This window comes from Pseudomonas oleovorans subsp. oleovorans, assembly GCF_002197815.1.
Taxonomy (GTDB): domain Bacteria; phylum Pseudomonadota; class Gammaproteobacteria; order Pseudomonadales; family Pseudomonadaceae; genus Aquipseudomonas; species Aquipseudomonas oleovorans.
In genome coordinates, this window is record NZ_NIUB01000046.1 from 1 (window position 1) to 17,621 (window position 17,621).

Annotated in this window: 14 protein-coding genes and 1 pseudogene; 10 read left to right on the forward strand and 5 right to left on the reverse strand. The window is 65.0% G+C overall.

Features of this window, described 5'->3' with window-relative positions:
* Nucleotides 1-140: 140 nt before the first annotated feature.
* Together PSOLE_RS20410 and PSOLE_RS20415 are read right to left on the reverse strand one after the other, a co-directional pair.
* Nucleotides 141-1,257 (reverse strand): annotated as a pseudogene (locus PSOLE_RS20410) (fatty acid desaturase family protein).
* Nucleotides 1,215-2,303 carry a ferredoxin reductase gene (locus PSOLE_RS20415; RefSeq protein WP_074855060.1) on the reverse strand — a complete coding sequence of 363 codons (1,089 nt, stop codon included), beginning with the start codon at nt 2,301-2,303 and terminating at the stop codon, nt 1,215-1,217. Before PSOLE_RS20415 ends, PSOLE_RS20410 begins: the two are co-directional and overlap by 43 nt.
* 146 nt (nt 2,304-2,449) lie before the next feature.
* Here PSOLE_RS20415 and fabR point away from each other — a divergent pair, with 146 nt between their 5' ends.
* The 10 genes from fabR to azu all read left to right on the forward strand — a co-directional run bounded on the left by fabR (nt 2,450) and on the right by azu (nt 10,598).
* Nucleotides 2,450-3,085, forward strand: coding sequence for an HTH-type transcriptional repressor FabR (gene fabR / locus PSOLE_RS20420; protein WP_004423289.1), 636 nt, complete (start codon nt 2,450-2,452; stop codon nt 3,083-3,085).
* A 163-nt stretch (nt 3,086-3,248) separates the two neighbouring features.
* Nucleotides 3,249-3,749, forward strand: coding sequence for an urease accessory protein UreE (gene ureE, locus PSOLE_RS20425; protein ID WP_074855061.1), 501 nt, complete (start codon nt 3,249-3,251; stop codon nt 3,747-3,749).
* A 37-nt stretch (nt 3,750-3,786) separates the two neighbouring features.
* Nucleotides 3,787-4,461, forward strand: a complete 675-nt coding sequence (locus PSOLE_RS20430) for an urease accessory protein UreF (RefSeq protein WP_004423285.1) — start codon at nt 3,787-3,789, stop codon at nt 4,459-4,461.
* Between the two features lie 16 nt (nt 4,462-4,477).
* Nucleotides 4,478-5,092, forward strand: a complete 615-nt coding sequence (gene ureG / locus PSOLE_RS20435) for an urease accessory protein UreG (RefSeq protein WP_003246865.1) — start codon at nt 4,478-4,480, stop codon at nt 5,090-5,092.
* A 22-nt stretch (nt 5,093-5,114) separates the two neighbouring features.
* Nucleotides 5,115-5,687, forward strand: a complete 573-nt coding sequence (locus tag PSOLE_RS20440) for a HupE/UreJ family protein (protein ID WP_004423282.1) — start codon at nt 5,115-5,117, stop codon at nt 5,685-5,687.
* A gap of 197 nt (nt 5,688-5,884) precedes the next feature.
* Nucleotides 5,885-6,799 carry a glycerophosphodiester phosphodiesterase gene (locus PSOLE_RS20445; RefSeq protein WP_074855062.1) on the forward strand — a complete coding sequence of 305 codons (915 nt, stop codon included), beginning with the start codon at nt 5,885-5,887 and terminating at the stop codon, nt 6,797-6,799.
* A 521-nt stretch (nt 6,800-7,320) separates the two neighbouring features.
* The gene (locus tag PSOLE_RS20450) at nt 7,321-7,935 is read left to right on the forward strand and encodes a LysE family transporter (protein WP_004423278.1); all 615 of its coding nucleotides are present in this window, start codon (nt 7,321-7,323) and stop codon (nt 7,933-7,935) included.
* A 236-nt stretch (nt 7,936-8,171) separates the two neighbouring features.
* Nucleotides 8,172-8,759: an LOG family protein gene (locus PSOLE_RS20455; RefSeq protein WP_004423276.1), complete on the forward strand. Its 588-nt coding sequence runs from the start codon at nt 8,172-8,174 to the stop codon at nt 8,757-8,759.
* Nucleotides 8,760-8,823: 64 nt separating this feature from the next.
* Entirely contained in the window at nt 8,824-9,750 is a 927-nt protein-coding gene (locus tag PSOLE_RS20460) for a DUF808 domain-containing protein (RefSeq protein WP_004423274.1), read from the forward strand.
* A 398-nt stretch (nt 9,751-10,148) separates the two neighbouring features.
* On the forward strand, nt 10,149-10,598 hold the full coding sequence (gene azu / locus PSOLE_RS20465) for an azurin (RefSeq protein ID WP_074855063.1): 450 nt from the start codon (nt 10,149-10,151) through the stop codon (nt 10,596-10,598).
* 49 nt (nt 10,599-10,647) lie between these two features.
* Here azu and PSOLE_RS20470 read toward each other — a convergent pair whose 3' ends face one another.
* From PSOLE_RS20470 to PSOLE_RS20480, 3 genes are all read right to left on the reverse strand, one after another.
* Complete coding sequence (locus PSOLE_RS20470; protein ID WP_074855064.1) at nt 10,648-11,541, reverse strand: transglutaminase family protein; 894 nt, start codon at nt 11,539-11,541, stop codon at nt 10,648-10,650.
* Nucleotides 11,538-14,024 (reverse strand): circularly permuted type 2 ATP-grasp protein, encoded by a 2,487-nt coding sequence (locus tag PSOLE_RS20475; RefSeq protein ID WP_074855065.1) that lies wholly within the window; start codon nt 14,022-14,024, stop codon nt 11,538-11,540. The genes PSOLE_RS20470 and PSOLE_RS20475 overlap by 4 nt, the downstream gene beginning before the upstream one ends.
* A 112-nt stretch (nt 14,025-14,136) precedes the next feature.
* On the reverse strand, nt 14,137-17,430 hold the full coding sequence (locus tag PSOLE_RS20480) for a transglutaminase family protein (protein ID WP_074855066.1): 3,294 nt from the start codon (nt 17,428-17,430) through the stop codon (nt 14,137-14,139).
* Nucleotides 17,431-17,621: the final 191 nt, after the last annotated feature.

The following is a 17,621-nucleotide window of genomic DNA, read 5'->3' on the forward strand; positions in this document are numbered from 1 at the left end:
GACTTGGACTGGTCTCGATACTGGATACGATCAATCGGCTTAACCGCATGGCCTGAACCGCCGTGTACGGAACCGTACGCACGGTGGTGTGGGAGGACGGCGGCCGTGAGGCCGCCTCCTACCCGATCCTTTCACGCGAGTCACGCCATCCCGGCAGCGGGCAAACGGTAGATCCAGATGCGCCGCAGTATGGTCGAAAATTGCCCCCACAAGGTGCCGCAGTTGTAGTGCTGGCCGTAACGTTCGGCGATCAGGCGCACCCGCCAGTTCGGCATAGCGCCGCGCGGGCAGATCGGGGAACAGGTGATGCTCGATCTGATGGCTGAGGTTGCCGGTCAGGATATGCAGCAGCGGCCCACCGGACAGGTTGCTCGAACCGCGCAGTTGGCGCAGGTACCTGTGCCCACGCGTCTCCTCTGCCAATACTTCGGGTGCAAACACCGCCGCCTTCTCGGAGAAATAGCCGTAGAAGATCACCAGAAAGGTCCACAGATTGCGCAGCAGGTTGGCCACCAGATTGCCGGTCAGTACGGCCAGTGCATTGGCACCGAGCAGCAAGGCCAGCAGCGGAAACGCCAGATAGTCCTTGCCCCACTACCGAGCCAGCTTGGCGCCGAGCTGACGTGCCAGCGGCCGCACCTCCTCCTTGCTGATGCGGCCTTTCACCAGTTTGTCCAGCCGCAGGTGCTGGATGGCCACGGCGTACTGGAACACCAGCGCCTGGATCGTCACCCACAAGGGTTGCCAGCGCTAGAAGGGCTTCCAGCGCTGCTCGGGAAACAGGCGCACCACGCCATAGCCGACGTCATCGTCCATGCCCAGTACGTTGGTGTCGGTGTGATGCACGTGGTTATGCGTATGCCGCCAGAAATCGGCGGGCCCGACGATGCCCCATTCGTACTGGCGCCCGGCGAATTCCGGGTCGTTCATCCAATCGTACTGGCCGTGCATCACGTTGCGGCCCAGTTCCATGTTCTCGAGGATCTTGCCCAGCCCCAGCAAGAAGGTGCCGAGCAGCCAGGTCGGCGGAAACCAACCCAGCATCAGCAGCGTGCGGCCACTCCAGCAGCACAGGCGCACCACACCACGCACACGGCGGATATAGCGCGCATCGGCCTCGCCCAGATCAGCCAGGCTGCGCTGACGCAACGCGTCCAGCTCCTGGCCGAAGGCTTCGAGCTCGGCAGGGGTCAACTCACGATCAGGACGATTGCTCACAGGTCGATCTCCACATTCCCATGCGGGGCGCTGACACATAGACGGATGGGCTGCCCCGGCTCGGCGAACAGCGCACCGCTGCGCAGATCGCGCACCGTGCCGGCCAGCAGCAGGCAGGTGCAACTGGTGCAGATGCCCTGGCGACAGCCATGAGCCGGGCGCAGCCCGCTGGCCTCGGCCTGCTCCAGCAGACTGGCATTGCCGTCGCCAGAAACCTGCTGGCCGCTGCGCGCAAAGCGCAGACGAACCTCGCCGGTATCGGCCTCAGCCAGCACCGGCAGTGGACTGAAGCTTTCCGCCTGCAGGCTGCGCCCGCGCCCGGCGTCGCGCCACCAGCCGCACGCCTGATCGACGAAACCACGCGGGCCGCATATCAACAGGTGCGCGCCCGGCAGCGCCGCCAGCTGTTCGGCCGTCAGGCGGCCACCCGTCTCGGCACTGAAGGCCCAGCGCACCTGGAAGTTGGTGTAGCGCGCAGCCAGCGCCTGCAGCTCTTCGGCAAAGGCCTGCTGTCCCCGGCGACGCACCTGATGCAACAGCGTCACCGGCGCAGAGAAGCCACGCGCCAGTGCATCACGCAACAAACCGAGCAACGGTGTGATGCCACTGCCAGCAGCCAGCAACAGCACCGCATTCTGCCCCTGCGGCCAGGCGAAATCGCCAAATGCCTGACCCAACTCGACCACCTCACCCACCTCCAGATGATCGAGCAGCACATTGGACAAGCGCCCGCCCGGCTGGCGTTTGATCGCAAGCCCGATGCGCCCGGCGGCAGCCACCGACGTCAGGCTGTAACTGCGCCCGTGACGCACGCCATCCTGCTCCAGATACAGCTGGACATGCTGCCCGGCTCGCCAGTCCCGTGCATTGCCATTGCAGCGCAGCTCAATTGCCAGCACGTCGTCGGCCACCCAGCAGCGCGCCTCGACCCTGGCGAATACGCGGTTGAGGGGCAGCGCCGGGTGTAGCAGGCGCAAGCACAGATCGACATCCGCCTCATGCAACCAACCGGCCGCACAGAGTCGGCGCAGCGGTTGCAGACCGCGAGCGACATGCCGCGCCAGTGACAGGGAAAGCAGAGCCATAAGCAGAATCCAGTGACACTTGTGCACAAGGCTGACAGATAGCCTGTATTTCAGTTAACAGTCGCTCACCGAACCGCACCCGTGCGGTTCGACGCTGACGCCGTGCTTTTGCTAGAGTGCGGCATCGCTCAATGACCCGATTACGCATGACGCCACGCGCCGAACAGAAGCAGCAGACTCGCCAGTCTCTGATGGACGCCGCCCTCACCTTGATGGAGAGCGGGCGTGGCTTTGGCAGCCTGAGCCTGCGCGAGGTGACGCGCGTTGCCGGTATCGTGCCCACCGGTTTCTATCGCCACTTCGCCGATATGGACGAACTGGGCCTGGCGCTGGTGGCAGAGGTGGGCGAAACCTTCCGTGCGGCGATCCGCCAGGTGCGCCGCCATGAGTTCGAGATGCGCGGCATGATCGACGCCTCGGTGCGTATCTTCCTCGCCGAAGTGGCTGCCAATCGCGCTCAGTTCCTCTTTCTCGCCCGCGAGCAGTACGGCGGCTCGCAACCGGTGCGCCAGGCCGTTGCGGCCCTGCGCGAACGCATCACCAGCGACCTGGCCGCCGACCTCAAGCTGATGAACCGTATGCCGCACCTCGACGATGCAGCGCTCGACGTGGTGTCGGATCTGGTGGTGAAGACGGTATTCGCCACCCTGCCCGAACTGATCGATCCGCCCGCTGAAACCCTGCCGGCGCACCTCACGGCAGAGGCCAAGGTCATTCAGCAACTGCGCTTCATCATGGTCGGTGGCAAGCACTGGTTGGGCCTGGGCAAGCCCTCCGACTAGAGCGCACCAAAATTGCCCACCCCTAACGAAAACGCACCAAATCAAACCTGACCGCCTCACCAAGTTATCCACAACAGGCTTGAACGCCCCGCCTTGCGCCACTCTCCAGCCTTGGCAAGCCACTTGCACTATTTCCGGGCACATTGCCCCGGAATAGATACGCATGCTGGTGATCCACTCCCGAATCGCACCGCAGGACACCTGCGACGCTGAACTGGAACTGACCTTCGAAGCCCGCAGCAAGAGCCGCCTGCGCTGTTTCACCACTGGCGGTGAAGAGGTAGGCCTGTTCCTTGAGCGCGGCCAACCGGCGCTGGCCGACGGCGAATGCCTGCAAGCCAAGGACGGACGCATCGTACGCGTAAAGGCCAAGACCGAGCCGCTGCTGCATGTCACCTGCGCCAGCCCCTTCGAGCTGATGCGCGCCGCCTATCACCTGGGCAACCGCCATGTCGCCCTGCAACTGGGCGACGGCTGGCTGCGCCTGCCCGACGACTACGTACTCAAGGCCATGCTCGAACAGCTCGGCGCCACCGTCGAAGCCGTCCAAGCGCCCTACCAGCCCGAGCAGGGCGCCTACGGTGGCGGCCACCATCACTCCCATCACGGCGACGAGGAATTCAACTACGGCCCGCGCCTGCACCAGTTCGGTGTGCGCAAGTGAGCCGAGCCACGCCGACTACGCGCACCGGGGCCTGGGCATGAAACCGGCCTGGGCATTGCTGCGCCTGGCCAGCCCGCAGCTGCCCATTGGCGGCTACAGCTACTCGCAAGGCCTGGAATGGGCCATCGACAGCGGCCTGGTGCATGACGAAAGCAGCGCCGAACGTTGGTTGGTCGATCAGTTGCTGTTGAACCTCGCCCGCTTCGAAGCGCCGCTGCTGCTTGCGCATTGCCGTGCGGCGGACGAGTGCGACTGGACACGCCTGCAGGAACTGGCCGAACAGCACCGCGCCAGCCGGGAAACCCGCGAACTGGCGCTGGAAAGCCGGCAGATGGGCTATTCGCTGCGGCAACTACTCGCAGGCCTGCCCGAACTGGACGAAGCCGCACGCGAGGCGCTCGCAGCCCAGGACGAGCCCGGCCTGGCACTGGCCTGGGCGCTGGCCGCGCGCGCCTGGCAGATCACCCCGGACGATGCCCTGGCCGCCTGGCTGTGGGGCTGGCTGGAAAATCAGCTAGCCGTACTGATGAAGGTGCTGCCGCTGGGCCAGCAGGCCGCCCAGCGCCTGACCAGCCGCCTGCTGCCAACGCTCGAGGCCGCCCAGCAGCAGGCCGCCAGCCTTTCTCCCGAACACTGGGGCAGTGCCGCCTTCGGCCTGGCCCTGGCGAGCATGGCGCACGAGCGCCAGTACTCGCGTCTCTTCCGCTCCTGACGAGGAAAATCAGCACATGAACAGCCAACCTCTGCGTGTCGGTATCGGCGGTCCGGTCGGTTCCGGCAAGACCGCCCTCACCCTGGCCCTGTGCCGCGCCCTGCGCGAGCGCTACAACATCGCCGTGGTCACCAACGACATCTACACCCAGGAAGACGCCCAGTTCCTGGTGCGCAACGAGGCCCTGGAGCCCGAGCGCATCATCGGCGTGGAAACCGGCGGCTGCCCACACACTGCCATCCGCGAGGACGCCTCGATCAACCTGGAAGCCGTGGAGCAGCTCAACCGCCGCTTCCCTGGCCTGGACCTGATCATCGTCGAGTCCGGCGGCGACAACCTGTCGGCCACCTTCAGCCCCGAGCTGTCCGACCTGACCCTGTACGTGATCGACGTCTCGGCCGGCGACAAGCTGCCGCGCAAGGGCGGCCCGGGCATCTGCAAGTCCGACCTGCTGGTGATCAACAAGGTCGATCTGGCGCCCATGGTTGGCGCCTCGCTGGAGGTGATGGAGCGCGACACGCTGAAGATGCGCGGCGACAAGCCCTTCGTCTTCAGCAACCAGAAAATCGGCCAGGGTCTCGACGAGATCATCGCCTTCATCGAACGCCAGGGCATGCTCACGGCGGCCTGATTCCCCATTCAAGGAGAACCTCATGAATCTGCGCAAAACCCTCTACGCCATCGCTCTGTTCTGCACACCAGCGCTGGCCTTCGCCCACCCAGGGCATGGCGACTCCGGGATCATGGCCGGCCTGGCCCACCCGGTGTTTGGCCTCGATCACCTGCTGGCGATGTTCGCCGTTGGCCTGTGGGCCGCGCAGCAGAATGGCGCAGCGCGCTGGGCGCTGCCGGCGACCTTCGTCGGCAGCATGCTGGTCGGCGGCCTTCTCGGCTTCGCCGGTGTGGAAATACCGCTGATGGAAACCGGCATCGCCGGCTCGGTGCTGGCCTTCGGCCTGCTGGTAGCCGTGGCTGCACGTCTGCCGATGGCGGTATCCGTCGCCCTGACCGCCCTCTTCGCCCTGACCCACGGCGTCGCCCACGGTCTGGAGCTGCCGGATCTGGCCAGCCCCTTCGGTTATGCCATCGGCTTTATCGTCGCCACGGCCGCGCTGCACGCCATCGGTTTCGCCCTGGTGCGCTTTCTGCCACAAGCAGCCGCACCACTGGTACGCATCGCTGGCGCTGCGTCGGCCGCCACCGGTGTCTGGCTGCTGGCCAGCTAAGCGCCGATAGCTCCTGAGGTACAGGTCACCCATCGTGGGCGCCCGCGGCACACCCTACGCGATAGCGTAGGGTGCCGATGTAGACGCATACATCGCAGACACTGCCGGTAGCGATGCGCTACCGGCGCTTGCCGTTGCACTTGCCAACGCCCCTGCGCTGGGGCACAAAGTCCCGAACCGCTTTCGAGACCCGGCCCATGCTGCGCTTCACCCGATCTCTGCTCGTCCCGCTGCTGCTGATCGGCATCATCGTGCTGGTACTGACGCTGACCAGCCGGCAGGCGAGCATGCCTGCGGTGCTCGAAGACCTCGGCGAACGCCCTCTGGTGATCGCTCATCGCGGTGGCAAGGGGCTGTGGCCGGAGAACACCCTGTTCGCCTTCGAACGCGCCGCTGCCCTCGGCGTCGACATGCTGGAGATGGATCTACACCTGAGTCAGGATGCCAAACTGGTGGTGATCCACGATGACACCCTGGAACGCACCACCAATGGCCAAGGCCCGGTCGCGCACTTCAGCCTCGCCGAACTGCAAGCACTCGATGCCGGCTACAAATGGACGGCCGATGGCGGCCAGAGCTATCCCTACCGTGGCCAGGGTACGCGCATCGCCGCGCTGGAAGAGGTATTCGAGCGCTTCCCATTGATCCCCAAGGCGCTCGAAATCAAGGTGCCCGATGTCGGCATGGAAGCTGTGCTCTGCGAAATGCTGGCGGCTTATGACCAACTCGATCGCGTCATCGTCGGCAGCTTTCATGAGCGCAGCCTCAAGCGCTTTCGTGAGCTCTGCCCGGAGGTCGCCACCTCGGCCGGACCGGTTTCGGTGCGCCTGCTGCTGGCGCTGAATTGGCTGGGCCTGAGTGACCTGCTGTCGCCCTCCTATCCAGTGCTGCAGATTCCTCCCCAGCACAGCGGCCTGACCCTGGCCACCCCGCGCCTCATACGCAATGCACGGACGCGTGGCTTGCACGTACAGCTGTGGACGATCAACGAACAACCGGAAATGCGGCGATTGCTGGAAATGGGCGCCAACGGTCTGATCACCGACTACCCGGATCGCGCCTTGCAGCTGCTCGGCCGCTCCACACAGCTCGGCGCGCTGCAGCCACAATGATGGCGAGCAACTCGCCACTTGCTCTTCGAGCCCGCCCGACAGGCGCTTGATGGCCTTGCCACCAGCTTATCCACAGACCTGCCAACAGAATCCGGGGATAACCTGCTGTGCCGACAGAGCGGCCGGCGAAAATACTGGACAACTCGACCCGCCTTCGCTCTCGTCCGAGCCTTCAAAGGCGCTGATCAAAAAATCAGCAAAGCGCTGAAAGACCCGCCACATGGAGCCCTCAGCAATGCTTACAGCGCTTACCAACAAAACTATCCACAGACATCGTGGACAACCAACAACCGTCCCCCAAAAGCCCTTCTATATTGTCAACCCCCTGTGCACAAAGGAAAAATTCCGTTGCTCAAATATTCGTCAGCACGGCCTGAACGACGCACGGCGAGGCCAGCAGAGGAGCACCACCAGCTTACCCACAGAGATACCCACAGACCCCGTGGAAAACTTTATTATCAGCGCCTGGCACGCCATCTGCTATGAACATCAGGCTTCCCTGCCCCTTGTAAGGACACTCCATGTTCAGCTTCTTCCTCGCCGCCATGCTCCTCGGCTTCGTCTTCAATGCGGCCCCCGGTGCCGTGTTCAGCGAAACCCTGCGCCGCGGGCTGCGTGACGGCTACAAACCGGCATTGTTGGTACAGATCGGCTCGCTGGTGGGCGATGCCACCTGGGCCGCCCTGGGCCTGACCGGCCTGGCTCTGCTGCTCGACAGCGCGCAGATTCGCTATCCGCTGACGCTGGCCAGCGCGCTCTACCTGGCCTGGCTCGGTTATCAATCACTGCGCGACGCCCATCGCCCGCCGCAACCCAGCGACGATGCTCAGGTCGCCGCCGGTAGCGCATTCGCTGCGGGCGCTACGCTGTCGCTGACCAACCCGCAGAACATCGTCTACTGGGCCGCCATGGGCGGGGCGATGGCCGCCATCGGCGTTGCCCAGCCAACGCCGACGCACCTGGCGGTGTTCTTCGCCGGCTTCATGGTGTCCTCGCTGCTCTGGTGCTTCATCTGCGCCGGTCTGGTGGACTGGTTTCGCCGCGCCGCGTCGCTACTCTGGCACCGCCTGACTTACGCAGCCTGCGGCGTGGTGCTGCTGGGTCTGGCCGGGATGAGTGCGATGGAACTGGTCTGAGCGAGCCGCGACTATCGCCATCATCGAAACAATCTAACGGCGCGGCGCCAGCAACGGGACTAGCCTGAACCACATGTCCCAGCGTCAGGAAGCCGCGCCATGTACCTCAACGATCTGCTCAAGCAATTGCTCGCCAGTTACGCCTGCGCCACCTGCGGCATTGATACGCGGCACTGATACTTGGTGCGAGCGCAGCGGCTGGTTACCCTTGGCTCATTTGCCCAAGGAGTCGTTGCATGTTCCTGCGTAGTGTCTGTGTCTTCTGTGGTGCCAGCCCTGGCGCCAGTCCCGTTTACCGCGAGGCTGCCGAAGCGCTCGGCCAACACCTGGCCGAGCGCGGCATTCGCCTGATCTATGGCGGTGGCGCCGTCGGCCTGATGGGTGTGGTCGCCGATGCGGCGCTCAATGCCGGTGGCGAGGTGATCGGTATCATCCCGCAAAGCCTGGAGCGCGCCGAGATCGGCCATCGCAACCTGACCTGCCTGGAAGTGGTGGACGGCATGCATGCACGCAAGGCGCGCATGGCCGAGCTGTCAGACGCCTTCATCGCCCTGCCCGGCGGCCTCGGCACCCTGGAAGAGCTGTTCGAGGTGTGGACCTGGGGCCAGTTGGGTTACCACGCCAAACCGCTGGGCCTGCTGGAGGTGAACGGTTTTTACAGCAAACTCGGCGACTTCCTCGATCATCTGGTCGCCGAGCGCTTCGTGCGCCCGCAGCACCGCGAGATGCTGCAGATCGCAGGCAACCCGCAAAACCTGCTCGATGCCCTCAGCGAATGGCGACCCAGCGCGGCGCCGAAGTGGGTAGATCGCGCGCCCGTCTGAACCTGTACGCAGACATGTAACACAATGCTACGCTCTGCGGCTTCTCTCTCATGGAAGCCGCAACATGGCCGGAAGCAGCCTGCTCGCCCTGATCGACGACATCAGCACGGTACTCGACGACGTCGCCACCATGACCAAGATCGCCGCGCGCAAGACCGCCGGCGTACTGGGCGACGACCTCGCGCTCAATGCCCAGCAGGTCACCGGCGTCAAGGCGGATCGCGAACTGCCGGTGGTCTGGGCCGTGGCCAAGGGCTCGCTGGTCAACAAGGCGATTCTGGTGCCGGCTGCGCTGCTGATCAGCGCCGTGGCGCCCTGGCTGGTGGTGCCCTTGTTGATGCTCGGCGGTCTGTTCCTCTGCTACGAAGGCGCCGAGAAGCTGCTGCACAAACTGCTGCACAAGCATGAGGATGACGAACAACAGGCACACCTGGAAGCCATCGCCGACCCTGCCGTCGACCTGGTGGCATTCGAACGCGACAAGATTCGCGGCGCCGTGCGTACCGACTTCATTCTCTCCGCGGAGATCATCGCCATCACCCTGGGCACCGTCGCCACTGCCAGTTTCCTCAATCAGGTGCTGGTGCTCAGCGGCATCGCCCTGGTGATGACCGTCGGCGTCTATGGCCTGGTGGCCGGCATCGTCAAGCTCGACGACGCCGGGCTCTACCTCAGCCTGCGCACCAGCGCCTTCGCCCAGGCCTGCGGCCGCGGCATCCTGCGCCTGGCCCCCTGGCTGATGAAGGCATTGTCGGTGATCGGCACAGCGGCCATGTTCATGGTCGGCGGCGGCATTCTCAGTCATGGCCTGCCGCCGGTGGAAAGCGCCGTGCATCACGCCGCCGAATGGGTCGCGCGCGACGCCGGCCACCTGCTCTCGGCGATAGTGCCGACGCTGCTCAATGCCCTGCTGGGCATCGTCGCCGGCTTGCTCAGCGTACCGCTGGTCAGCCTCGCCACACGTCTGTGGCAGGCGCTGCGCAAACCGTAATCCGCTTAAGAACGCTCACTTTCTCATCAATCGTCTGCGCCCCTTGCCGGGCGCTGTCGAGGCTGGCTTTCCCCAAGCTTATCCACAGCTTGCTCCACGTCTTTCGTGGATAACCGGCCAGCGCCTTTCCAGACACGCGCGGAAACTTTGACTTCTCACTCAAGCAATTCATTTCAAAGCATTTTTCAGTGGCGAGCAGGTGTCCTGAGCAAAAGCTGAGCAGACACCCAGAAAGCCCGCGGAAACAGGCCTCGAGCGGGCATTGCAGAGCTTCCCCACAGAACTATCCACAGCTTTTCTGGATAACCAGGCGTGGCGTTCGGTCGCATCCATAAGCGCAGGCAGTTGTGCGAGCCTCTTCAGACCTGACCGGGTTATCAGAAACTGGAGGAATCAAGATGTTGCGTAACGTTGCCCTGCTGGCGCTGCTTGGGCTCGCCAGCACACCGCTTCTGGCTGCCGAATGCGCGGTGGATGTCGAGTCAACCGATCAGATGACCTTCAACACCCAGGCCATCTCCGTCAGCAAGAGCTGCAAGACCTTCACCGTCAACCTCAAGCACACCGGCTCGCTGCCCAAGACCGCGATGGGCCATAACTGGGTGCTGAGCAAGACCGCCGACATGCCCGGCGTGGCTACCGACGGCATCTCTGCCGGCCCGGACGCCAGCTACCTCAAGGCCGGCGACGAGCGTGTGATCGCCTATACCGATCTGATCGGCGGTGGCGAAAGCACTTCGGTGACCTTCGATGTCAGCAAACTGGCGGCAGGCGAGGACTACAGCTTCTTCTGCTCCTTCCCTGGCCACTACTCGCTGATGAAAGGCAGTCTGGCCCTGGTCGACTGAGGCCGCCACAAACCGTGGGAGATGCGCCTGTCGTGTCCTCCCACGAACCTCATCCCAGCGGCAGCACCGTCACCTGCACGTCCGGGTCGTGGCTGCCGCCCCCCAGAATCACCCCACGCAACGGCGACACGTCGGAGAAATCCCGGCCCCAGGCCAGGGTGATGTGCTCCAGTGCCGGGCGCACATTATTGGTTGGGTCGAAATCCACCCAGCCCTGCCGCGGGCAATACAGCGACACCCAGGCATGCGAGGCGTCGGCGCCAATCAGACGTGGCTGGCCGGGTGGTGGCTGAGTCAGCAGGTAGCCGCTGACGTAACGCGCCGCCAGGCCGCGCGAGCGCAGGCAGGCGAGCATCAGGTGGGCGAAGTCCTGGCAGACCCCACGCTTTTCCTCCAGTACCTGCAGCAGCGGCGTCGCCACCTGAGTGGCTTCGGCATCGAAACTGAATTCGTCGAAAATCTTCCGCATCAGCGCCTGGCACGCCTGCAGCAGCGGGCGCCCCGGCGTGAAGCAATCGTCGGCGTAGTCGGCGAACACCTGCTTGAGATGCACGTAGGGCGACTCGAAACGATAGCGTGCCGCCTCCAGCAACGCAGGTTCCATCCGTTTACCGCTGTAGCTGAGCGCGGCGCACGCGGCCTCCCAGTTCGGCGAGTTGTCCAGCTCCAGCGGCGCACGCGCCAGTACCTCGACGCGCAACCGCGCGCTGACGACCAGCGTCTCATGCGGGCGCTCGAACACCAGCCGGGTCAGCGGGTTGCCGAACACATCCAGTCCATCGCGACGCTGGCAGGGCTGCGGGTCGATGCGCAGCTCCCGTTCATGGCAACGCTGCCAGGGGCATTCGCGCGGCCACAGGTGCGCCAGTTGCTGGGCCAGGGAAACCGGCGCCGAGTATCGGTAATGGGTGTCGTGAAGCACCTGATACAGCGCGCTGCTCATGAGGATTGCGTCCGCTGGCTGACATCGACATGGGCGAAGAAACGCAGCCCGAGATGATCGGATACCGCGCCAGCGGCCTCGCTGATGGCCACCAGCAAATCGGCCAGGCCTTCGAGCACCGCGCGGGTACTACCGAGGCCAAACAGCGGGTTTTCCAGGCTGGCCAGGCTGAAGGCCGTGAGTTGCTCCTCCAGATAAGCCAGGTAACGCTCAGCGGGCAACTCGAAGCGCTCGTGAAGCCCTTCCAGCGAACGCAGCAGGGTGCGCATCTGGAAGATCACGGAGTGCGGGTTCTGCTCATCGAGCAACAGCAGGTCGAGCACTGGAATCAACTGCGCCGAGGCCAGGTAACGGGTGCGGTAGGTGATGCTGCTGTTACCCAGCTCCAGCAACCATTCCAGCGCCGACTGGTCGGTGGCCGAGCCGCTGCGCAGGAAGCCGGCGAAGCTGTCGCAGAGAAACTGCAAACGCTCGATATAGCGGCCGAGCATGAGAAAGCGCCAGCCGTCGTCTCGCGTCATGTCGTCGAGGGCGAAGCCCGACAGCGCCGCCAGCGACATCAGCAGGCGGTTGAGAAAATCCAGCAGTTCACCGAAGTCGGCCGGTTGGCCTTCAAGCAGCTGCGCCTCGCGCTGCAATTCCACCAGCGCCTGCCAGTTGGCCTGGGACAGCTTGCCGCGCACGCTGCCAGCGGCCCACTGCAAGCGCTGCAGATTGGCGCGCAGGCTGGCCGGCCAGTCGCTGCCGAGCAGCGCCTGCAACAGACGCTCGGCCAGCTCGCCCTCCTCGGGATCTGCCAGCAGGCCCAATTCCTGCGCCAATGCCAGCGCGCTCTGCAGCGCCTGCGGGTCGTCATCGTCATCGACGTAGCGCGCCAGCATGATGCGCAGCAGGCGCGCATTGCCCTCGCAGCGCTCGGCGTAACGACCGAACCAGTACAGGTTCTCCACCACGCGTGAAGGCAGGAAGGGGTCGCTGCGCACCAGGTCGGCAGTGCCCAGGGTGCGTTGCGTCTGCCAGGGCTCGCCACCGCTCTGCCGCGTGCCGAGTACCCAGGTGTCCTTGCTCACCCCGCCGCGCTGCATCGACACCACCTCGGCATCGGCCTCGGCGGCCACGCGGGTCAGGCCACCCGGCATCACCCGGTAGCCATCGGCGCTGGCCACGGCGAACACGCGCATGCCGATGGCCCGCGGCTGCAGGCCGCTGCCGTCCCACACCGGCGCCTGCGACAGCTTGGCTCGTGCCTGTGCCACGTAGGCATAGGGGCGCTGCTTGAGGCGCTCGGACAACTTGGCGCGCTGCGCTTCGTCCAGATCACGGCCGAACACCGGCGTGAAACTCTGCGAGGGGAAGGCCGGGCGCACCAGCAACTGGTCGAGTTTCTCCAGCGCCTCGTCCAGCACCGGCGGCTCGCCGCACCACCAACTGGCAATGGACGGCAATAGCAGTTCCTCACCCAACAGGTGCTCGCTGATCGCCGGCAAAAAGCCGGGCAGACCGGGCGACTCCAGCACGCCACTGCCCAGGGCATTGGCTACCAGCACGCGACCACGGCGCACGGCTTCGAGCAGGCCGGGCACGCCAAGGGCGGAATCGGTGCGCAGCTCCAGCGGGTCGCAGTAGTCGTCATCGAGGCGGCGCAACACCGCATGCACGCGGCGCAGGCCGGCCAGGGTCTTGAGGTAGAGGGTGGCGTCGCGCACGGTCAGGTCGCTGCCTTCGACCAGCGGATAACCGAGCTGGCGCGCCAGGTACAGGTGCTCGAAATAGCTTTCGTTGAAGCGCCCTGGCGTCAGCAGCACCACCAGCGGCGTCTCGCCACCGCTCGGCGCCTGGCGTGCCAGGGTGTCCTGCAGGGTACGGAAGAAGCTGGCCAAGTACTGCACGCGCAGATCGCGGTACAGCTCGGGGAAGGCGCGCGAGACGATCTGCCGGTTCTCCAGCGCATAACCGGCACCGGAGGGTGCCTGGGTGCGGTCGGCGGTGACCCACCAGCGCCCGTCCGGCGCCCGGGCAAGATCCACCGCATACAGGTGCAGCCAGGTGCCGCCCGGTGCCTGCATGCCCTGACAGGGCCAGAGGAAGTTGTTATGGCCGAACACCAGCTCGGTCGGCAGCAGGCCTTCGGCAATCAGCTTCTGCGGGCCGTAGAGATCGGCCAGCACGCGGTTGAGCAGGGTCGCACGCTGCGCCACGCCGGCGGCGATCTGCTGCCACTCGTCAGCGGGGATCAGGTTGGGCAGCAGGTCGAGTTCCCACGGGCGATCAGCGCCATCCGGGTCGGCATAGACGTTGTAGGTAACGCCGTTTTCCTGGATCTGCCGCGCCAGCATGGCCTCACGCTGCGCCAGGTGCTCCGGGCGGCTGCGCGCCAGTTGCTCGTACAGACGGCGCCAGTGCGGGCGCACGTTACCCTTGGCGTCGAGCAGTTCGTGGTAGGCGCCGTTAGGCGGCGGGTAATCGGCTAGCAGGTCGTGCATGGCAGGCTCGAAAAGGTTTGGCGCAAGGCGTTCCCTGTAGGAGCCCGCTTGCGGGCGATGCTTTTATGCGTGCATCGAATCGCCCGCAAGCGGGCTCCTACGGGTTGTTCAATCAAACGCGACGCAGATCCAGGGTCATCGGCAGTTCATTATTGTCTATCGGCTGCATGACAGGGCGCTTGCCGGGGCTGTGGCCCAGGCGGAAGAAGCGTGCCAGGCGCCGGCTCTCGGCCTCGTAGGCGTTGACCGGCAGGCTGTCGTAGTTACGACCGCCCGGATGCGCGACATGGTACTGGCAACCACCCAGCGAACGCTGCATCCAGGTGTCGATGAGGTCGAACACCAGCGGCGCATGCACGCCAATGGTCGGCTGCAGGCAACTGGCCGGCTGCCAGGCGCGGAAACGCACGCCACCGACGAACTCGCCGACCTTGCCGGTCGGGCGCAACGGCACCGGCACGCCGTTGCAGGTCAGCACGTAGCGATCCGGCGCCATGCCGTTCACCTTCACCTGCATGCGCTCCAGCGACGAGTCGACGTAGCGTACGGTGCCACCGACCGCCCCCTCCTCACCCAGCACGTGCCAAGGCTCCAGCGCCTGGCGCACTTCCAGGTCGATACCCTTGACCATGAAGTCGCCGGCCTTGGGAAAGCGGAACTCCAAATGCGGGGCGAACCATTCGCTGCGCAGGCGATAGCCAAAGGCACCCAGTTCCTGCAGCACATCGGCGAAGTCCTGCTCGATGAAATGCGGTAGCAGGTAGCGGTCGTGCAACTCGGTGCCCCAACGCACCAGCTTCGCCGGCCGATAGGGCTCCTGCCAGAAACGCGCGATCAGCGCACGCAGCAACAGTTGCTGAGCCAGGCTCATCTGCGCATGCGGCGGCATCTCGAAGGCGCGCAGTTCGAGCAGGCCCAGGCGACCAGTGGCCGAGTCCGGCGAGTACAGCTTGTCGATGCAGAACTCGGCGCGGTGGGTATTGCCGGTGACGTCCACCAGTAGGTTGCGCAGCAGGCGGTCGACCAGCCACGGCGGGCAGTCGCGCCCCGGTTCGGGCATCTGCGCGAAGGCAATCTCCAGCTCGTACAGCGCATCGTTGCGCGCCTCATCGACACGTGGCGCCTGTGACGTCGGGCCGATGAACAACCCGCTGAACAGATAGGACAGCGACGGGTGGTTGTGCCAATAGCTGATCAGGCTACGCAGCAGATCGGGACGGCGCAGAAAGGGCGAATCCCCCGGCGTCGCCCCGCCGAGGACGAAGTGGTTGCCGCCGCCGGTGCCGGTGTGGCGTCCGTCGATCATGAATTTCTCGCTGGACAGACGCGACTGCCGCGCGGCCTCGTAGAGAAATTCGCAGCGCTCGACCAGCTCATCCCAGCTGGCAGCCGGGTGGATGTTGACCTCGATCACGCCCGGGTCGGGGGTGACGCGGAAATACTGCAGGCGCGGGTCCAGCGGCGGCTCGTAGCCCTCCAGCAGCACCGGGCATTTAAGCTCGGCAGCCACGGCCTCGATGGCCGCGACCAGCTCCAGATAGTCTTCGAGGTGGCTCAGCGGCGGCATGAACAGATACAGGCGGCCATCGCGGGGCTCGGCGCACAGCGCGGTACGGACGATGCCGGCAGCCGATTGCCCGTTGGCCGGGCGCGCGCTCTGCACGCCCGCGCTGGCACCACGCCAGACCCCACGCAACTGACGCTGAATCTGTGCCGGGCTGGGCAACGGTGGCAGCGTCTGGCTGGGGTCGACCGGATTGATGTAGGGGTAATCGGCCTGGCTGACCCAGGGCAGCGAATCGAGTGGCAGGCGATAACCCAGCGCCGAGTCGCCCGGCAGCAGGCGGCAGTGCTCATCACGCAGGAACCAGCGCCCGCTCTGCCAGCCCTCGCCCACGACCTGACGCGCCAGCGGCAGCACATGGCCAACCACTGCATCGAGCCCCTTGTCGAATACCTTGCGCAGGCGCTCGCGCTCCAGCGGATCACTCAAGCGCGGGTCATCCGGGGTGACGTTGTCCGGCAGCTTGCGCTCGCGCCACAGGTAATAGAACCAATCCTCATAGGCCGGAAAAACGTTGCCAGCATCCACCCCCAGATGCGCGGCCAGCGTCCCCAGGAAACGCTCGGCAGTTTCTGCCGTCGCGCCATAGCCACGCTTTTCGTCAGCCAGCAGCTTGGGGTCGTGCCACAGCGGCTCACCATCGCGACGCCAGAAGCAGTTCAGCGACCAACGCGGCAACTGCTCGCCGGGGTACCACTTGCCCTGACCGAAATGCACCAGCGCCTTGGGCGCGTAATGGTTGCGCAGGCGATAGAACAGGTCGGCCGCCAGGCGGCGCTTGTTCGGCCCGAGCGCGGCGGTGTTCCACTCGTCGTCATCGGGATAATCGAGAGCGACGAAGGTCGGCTCGCCGCCCATGGTCAGGCGCACGTCGTGCTTGTGCAGGTCATCGTCGATCTGTTGGCCCAGCGCCTGGATCGCCTGCCACTGCGCCTCGCTGTAGGGCTTGGTGACGCGTGGTGCTTCCCACACACGCTCGACGCTCATCAGGTGCTCGAATTCCACCTCGCACTCGTCCAGACCACCGGTGATCGGCGCCGCCGAGGATGGCTCCGGGCTGCAGGCCAGCGGGATATGACCTTCGCCGGCAAACAGGCCTGAAGTGGGATCGAGACCGACCCAGCCGGCGCCGGGCAAATACACCTCACACCAGGCGTGCAGGTCGGTGAAATCCTTATCGGTGCCGGAGGGACCGTCGAGAGCTTTCACGTCGGCCGTGAGCTGGATCAGGTAACCGGAGACGAAGCGCGCCGCCAGCCCCAGGTGACGCAGCAGTTGCACCAGCAGCCAGGCCGAATCACGGCACGAACCGGCAGCCAGTTCGAGCGATTGCTCCGGCGTCTGCACGCCCGGCTCCATGCGGATCAGGTAGCGGATGTCGGCCGACAGACGCTGGTTCAGCTCGACCAGAAAATCGATGCTGGGACGCGGCTTGCGAGAAATACCGGCCAGGTACTCGGTGAACAGCGGCGTAGCCGGCAGCTTGACCAGATAAGGCGCCAGCTCGCGCTGCTCGCCCTCGGTGTAGGCGAAAGGAATGCGCTCGGCGTAGGGCTCAAGGAAGAAGTCGAAGGGGTTGAACACCGCCATCTCGGCGACCAGGTCCACCTCGACCTTGAACTCGCGAGTCTTCTCCGGGAACACCAGGCGCGCCAGGTAGTTGCCCTGCGGGTCCTGCTGCCAGTTGATGAAGTGTTCGCCCGGGTCGACCTTCAGCGCATAGGAAAGGATGCGTGTGCGACTGTGCGGCGCCGGCCGCAAACGTACGACTTGTGGCCCAAGGTTCACCGCACGGTCGTAGCGGTAGTGGGTGACATGATGCAGCGCGACATGAATCGACACGGCGGCCTCCTGCTAGCCTGGACGATACTCAGTGCAGCGCAAGACTTATGCCAGCGCCGCGACACCGTTTTTCAAGGGTGAGCGTTGAGTCAAGCCCTATAGCAGTGCGCAACACGCACCAGCCACGAATGAATGCACAGCAATGGCGCAGAGCACAACTGACAGCAGCACTCTATGTAATTCGACCATGC

Excerpts from the sequence above, each read along its gene's own strand:
- PSOLE_RS20415 (WP_074855060.1), bottom strand. The coding sequence starts at position 2,303 with ATGGCTCTGCTTTCCCTGTCACTGGCGCGGCATGTCGCTCGCGGTCTG.
- fabR (WP_004423289.1), top strand. The coding sequence starts at position 2,450 with ATGACGCCACGCGCCGAACAGAAGCAGCAGACTCGCCAGTCTCTGATG.
- ureE (WP_074855061.1), top strand. The coding sequence starts at position 3,249 with ATGCTGGTGATCCACTCCCGAATCGCACCGCAGGACACCTGCGACGCT.
- PSOLE_RS20430 (WP_004423285.1), top strand. The coding sequence starts at position 3,787 with ATGAAACCGGCCTGGGCATTGCTGCGCCTGGCCAGCCCGCAGCTGCCC.
- ureG (WP_003246865.1), top strand. The coding sequence starts at position 4,478 with ATGAACAGCCAACCTCTGCGTGTCGGTATCGGCGGTCCGGTCGGTTCC.
- PSOLE_RS20440 (WP_004423282.1), top strand. The coding sequence starts at position 5,115 with ATGAATCTGCGCAAAACCCTCTACGCCATCGCTCTGTTCTGCACACCA.
- PSOLE_RS20445 (WP_074855062.1), top strand. The coding sequence starts at position 5,885 with ATGCTGCGCTTCACCCGATCTCTGCTCGTCCCGCTGCTGCTGATCGGC.
- PSOLE_RS20450 (WP_004423278.1), top strand. The coding sequence starts at position 7,321 with ATGTTCAGCTTCTTCCTCGCCGCCATGCTCCTCGGCTTCGTCTTCAAT.
- PSOLE_RS20455 (WP_004423276.1), top strand. The coding sequence starts at position 8,172 with ATGTTCCTGCGTAGTGTCTGTGTCTTCTGTGGTGCCAGCCCTGGCGCC.
- PSOLE_RS20460 (WP_004423274.1), top strand. The coding sequence starts at position 8,824 with ATGGCCGGAAGCAGCCTGCTCGCCCTGATCGACGACATCAGCACGGTA.
- azu (WP_074855063.1), top strand. The coding sequence starts at position 10,149 with ATGTTGCGTAACGTTGCCCTGCTGGCGCTGCTTGGGCTCGCCAGCACA.
- PSOLE_RS20470 (WP_074855064.1), bottom strand. The coding sequence starts at position 11,541 with ATGAGCAGCGCGCTGTATCAGGTGCTTCACGACACCCATTACCGATAC.
- PSOLE_RS20475 (WP_074855065.1), bottom strand. The coding sequence starts at position 14,024 with ATGCACGACCTGCTAGCCGATTACCCGCCGCCTAACGGCGCCTACCAC.